The organism is Saccharopolyspora sp. 7B (assembly GCF_020177435.1).
Lineage (GTDB): Bacteria > Actinomycetota > Actinomycetes > Mycobacteriales > Pseudonocardiaceae > Saccharopolyspora_C > Saccharopolyspora_C gregorii.
This window is the reverse complement of the sequence record NZ_JAIUKC010000164.1, coordinates 1-3,984: the sequence shown is the minus strand read 5'-3', so window position 1 is coordinate 3,984 and position 3,984 is coordinate 1. Positions and strand designations below refer to the sequence as shown.

At 74.7% G+C, this 3,984-nt stretch carries 3 protein-coding genes; 1 reads left to right on the top strand and 2 read right to left on the bottom strand.

What is annotated here, in order from left to right:
• Positions 1 to 151 precede the first annotated feature (151 nt).
• On the bottom strand, positions 152 to 988 hold the full coding sequence (locus tag LCD33_RS22940) for a MaoC family dehydratase (protein WP_224960515.1): 837 nt from the start codon (positions 986 to 988) through the stop codon (positions 152 to 154).
• Entirely contained in the window at positions 985 to 2,322 is a 1,338-nt protein-coding gene (locus LCD33_RS22935; protein ID WP_224960517.1) for a 3-oxoacyl-ACP reductase, read from the bottom strand. Before LCD33_RS22935 ends, LCD33_RS22940 begins: the two co-directional genes overlap by 4 nt.
• A 225-nt stretch (positions 2,323 to 2,547) precedes the next feature.
• On the opposite strand from LCD33_RS22935, the gene LCD33_RS22930 reads away from it, so the two are divergent.
• Positions 2,548 to 3,825: an acetyl-CoA C-acetyltransferase gene (locus LCD33_RS22930; protein ID WP_224960518.1), complete on the top strand. Its 1,278-nt coding sequence runs from the start codon at positions 2,548 to 2,550 to the stop codon at positions 3,823 to 3,825.
• Positions 3,826 to 3,984: the final 159 nt, after the last annotated feature.

Sequence of the window (3,984 nt, the reverse complement as noted above, 5' to 3'; positions counted from 1 at the left end):
CCGGCAACCGCACTCCCCCGGCCGAACCGGACAGGTCCTGCGCCGCCCAGTTCAGCCCCACGGTCCCGGCGGCGGCGCCCCCCCCCCCCCCCCCCACCACCCGCACCCGGATCCGCGCGCGCACGCGGACCCGGACCCGCCTTCCCGCAGGTCAGTGCAGCCGCCCCACCAGGTGCGGCTTACCGGAGCGGGAGTGCACCGCGAACGTCCCGGCGTCCCGGTGCGCGGTGAACTCCACCGTCGAGGGCAGCAGCAGCGGCTTCACGAAGTCCACGTCGACCGTGTACGCGTCCGGCAGCCTGCCCTCCAGCCCCGCCAGCGCCCGCGCCTTCGTCCACATCCCGTGCGCGATGGCGCGCGGGAAGCCGAACGCCTTCGCCGTCAGCGCCCGCAGGTGGATCGGGTTCTTGTCCCCGGACACCTCCGCGTAGCGGCGGCCCTGGTCGGCGGGCACCCGCCAGACGGCGGTGGCCGAACCGGGCTCGACCTCGGCGGCGCGCTCGGCCCGCGGCGCCGACTCGTCCGGCTTGCCGCGGCGCAGGTAGGTGCTGGTCTCCCGCCACACCACCTCGCCCTCGACGCTGGTCTCGGTGATCACGTCGAGCTGCCTGCCCTTCGGGTGCGGGCGCAGGTCCGCCACCCGCACCCGCTGGGTGAGCACGTCGGTGACCAGCAGCGGCCGGTGCACGGTGATGCTGTTGGCGACGTGCACCAGCCCCACCAGCGGGAACGGGAACCCCGGGTCGGTCATCAGCCGCACCGACAGCCCGAACGAGAGCACGTGCGGGTAGGTCGCGGGCAGCACGTCGCGCAGCCCGAACCCGCAGACCCGGTCGTACTCGGCCAGGTGGTCGTGGTCCACGGCGATGTCGCGGCGCACGTACTCGGTCTCCGGCAGCTCCCGGCCGCGGCGCAGCGGTCCGGTGGCGGCCGCCTTGAGGTACAGCGCGGAGAGGTTCGGCGGCGCGTCGATCTCGGTGCTCATCACGCCCCCAGCAGGCTCTGGCCGCAGACCCGCACGACGTTGCCGTTGACCCCGGAGGAGGCCGGGCTGGCGTACCAGGCGATCGTCTCGGCGACGTCGACCGGCAGCCCGCCCTGCGAGAGGCTGCTCATCCGGCGGCCGGCCTCGCGGATGAACAGCGGGACGGCCGCGGTCATCTTCGTCTCGATGAAGCCGGGCGCGACGGCGTTGATGGTGGCGCCGCGGCGGGCCGCGACCGGGGCGAGCGCCTGCACCAGGCCGATCACGCCGGCCTTCGACGCCGCGTAGTTCGCCTGGCCGACGTTGCCCGCGATGCCGCTGATGGAGGCGACGCCGATCAGCCTGCCGCCGTCGTTCAGCGGGGAGCCCTCGGCGAGCAGCGCCTCGTTGATGCGCTCCTGCGCGGTCAGGTTCACCGCGATCACCGAGTCCCAGCGCGCGTCGTCCATCCGCCCGAGCGTCTTGTCCCGGGTGATGCCCGCGTTGTGCACCACCACGTCGAGCCCGCCGTGGCGTTCGGCGAAGTGCTCGGCGATGCGCTGCGGCGCGTCCTCGGCGGTGATGTCGAGCTGCAGGGTGGAGCCGCCGATGCGGTTGGCGACCTCGGCCAGGTCGGCGCCCTGGGCGGGGATGTCGAGGCAGACGACGTGCGCGCCGTCGCGGGCGAGGGTCTCGGCGATGGACTCGCCGATGCCGCGGGAAGCGCCGGTGACCAGGGCGACCTTGTCGCGCAGCGGCTTCTCCCGATCGACCTGCGGGGCGTCGGCGCGGCCGACCCGCACGACCTGGGCGGAGACGAACGCGGACTTGGCCGACAGCAGGAAGCTCAGCGTGGAATCGAGGGACCGCTCGGCGCCTTCGGAGGCGTACACGAGCTGGGCGGTGGCGCCGCGCTTGAGCTCCTTGCCGACGGTGCGCACGAAGCCTTCGAGGGCGCGCTGCGCGACGCGTTCCCCGGCCTCGGTGGTCTCCTCCGGCGGGGTGCCGAGCACGATGACGCGACCGCAGGTGCCGACCTGGCGGATGACCGGGCTGAAGAAGGCGCGCAGCTGGGCGAGCTGGGCGCTGGAGGTGATGCCGGTGGCGTCGAAGACGAGCGCGGCGTAGCGGGCGTCCGCGGCGGCTTCGGTGCGGACCTCGGCGCCGACGGCCTCCAGCGTCCCCGCGATCGCCTCGCCGAGCCGGGATCCCGCGGCGGCGCCGGTGAGCACCGGGCCGCCCACGACGGGGTCGCCGGGCCGGTACCTGCGGAGCGGGGTGGGCGTGGGCAGGCCGATGCGCTTGGCGATCGTTCGACCGAACCCGGTCGAGGTGAACTGCTGGTACCGGTCGGACATGCGCACTCCCGTGAGCGGGTGGTCGGTGGACTGGGCGGTCGGCCCGCGGGTCGAGCGCGGCGGGCGCTCGGGAGGCGGACTCGACGTCTAACCTACCCGCGGGTAGGTTAGAGGGTCAGCGGGGTCCGCACCAGAGCCCCCGCACGATCGGCCCCGCACGCCGATCCGGTGAGCACCACCAGCCGAACCGCACGGACCACCGGTCCCGTCCCGAAGGAGTCCCGCATGCCCACCACTCGACGCGTCGCGATCGTCGGCGGCAACCGGATCCCCTTCGCCCGATCCGGCGGGCCCTACACGCAGGCGTCCAACCAGGACATGCTCACCGCCGCGCTGGACGGGCTGCTCGCCCGCTTCGGCCTGCAGGGCGAGCTCGTCGGCGAGTTCGTCGCGGGCGCCGTGCTCAAGCACAGCCGCGACTTCAACCTGGCCCGCGAATCCGTCCTCGGCTCCCGGCTCGACCCGCGCACCCCCGCGCACGACGTGCAGATGGCCTGCGCGACCGGTCTGGAGGCCGTCACCTCCGTCGCGAACAAGATCGCCCTCGGGCAGCTCGAATCCGGCATCGCGGGCGGCGTGGACAGCGCCAGCGACGCGCCCATCGCGCTCAACGACGACCTGCGCCGGGTGCTGCTCGCCGCGAACCACGCCAAGACCACCGGCGGCAAGGTCAAGGCGCTGACCGGGGTGCGGCCGCAGCACGTCAAGCCGGACATCCCGGAGAACTCCGAGCCGCGCACCGGCCTGTCCATGGGCGAGCACGCCGCCCGCACCGCGCTGGACTGGCAGATCGGGCGCGAGGAGCAGGACGAGCTCGCCGCCCGCAGCCACCAGCGGCTGGCCGCCGCCTACGACGACGGCTTCTTCGACGACCTGCTCACCCCGTTCCAGGGGCTCACCCGGGACCAGAACCTGCGCCCGGACAGCAGCGCCGAGAAGCTCGCCAAGCTCAAGCCGGTGTTCGGCAAGGGCGAGGGCGCCACCATGACCGCGGGCAACTCCACGCCGCTCAGCGACGGCGCCGCCGTGGTGCTGCTGGCCAGCGAGGAGTGGGCGGCCGCGCACAAGCTGCCCGTGCTGGCCTACCTCAGCGACATCGTGCCCGCGGGCGTGGACCACGTCAGCGGCGACGAGGGCCTGCTGATGGCGCCCGCGTACGCGGTGCCGAAGCTGCTGGAGCGCGGCGGGATCGGGCTCGGCGACTTCGACTTCTACGAGATCCACGAGGCGTTCGCCTCGCAGGTGCTGGCGACCCTGAAGGCCTGGCAGGACCCGGACTTCTGCAAGGACCGGCTGGGCCTGGACGCGCCGCTCGGCGAGATCGACCCGGCGAAGCTGAACGTGAACGGTTCCTCGCTGGCCGCCGGGCACCCGTTCGCGGCGACCGGCGGCCGCATCGTCGCCACCCTGGCGAAGCTGCTGGCCGGGCGCGGGTCCGGCCGCGGCCTGATCTCGGTCTGCGCCGCGGGCGGGCAGGGCGTCACCGCCATCGTCGAGCGCTGACCGGACGACGCGGAGGCCCCGGCCGGGGGTGCCGGGGCCTCCGCCCCCCGGGGGGCCCCCGCGCCCCCCCCCCCGGGCCCCCCCGGGGGGGGGCGCCCGGGGCGGGCCGCCGCGCGCCGCCGCTCGGCGGCGTGCCCCGCGGAGTTCAAGAGGTCCCCG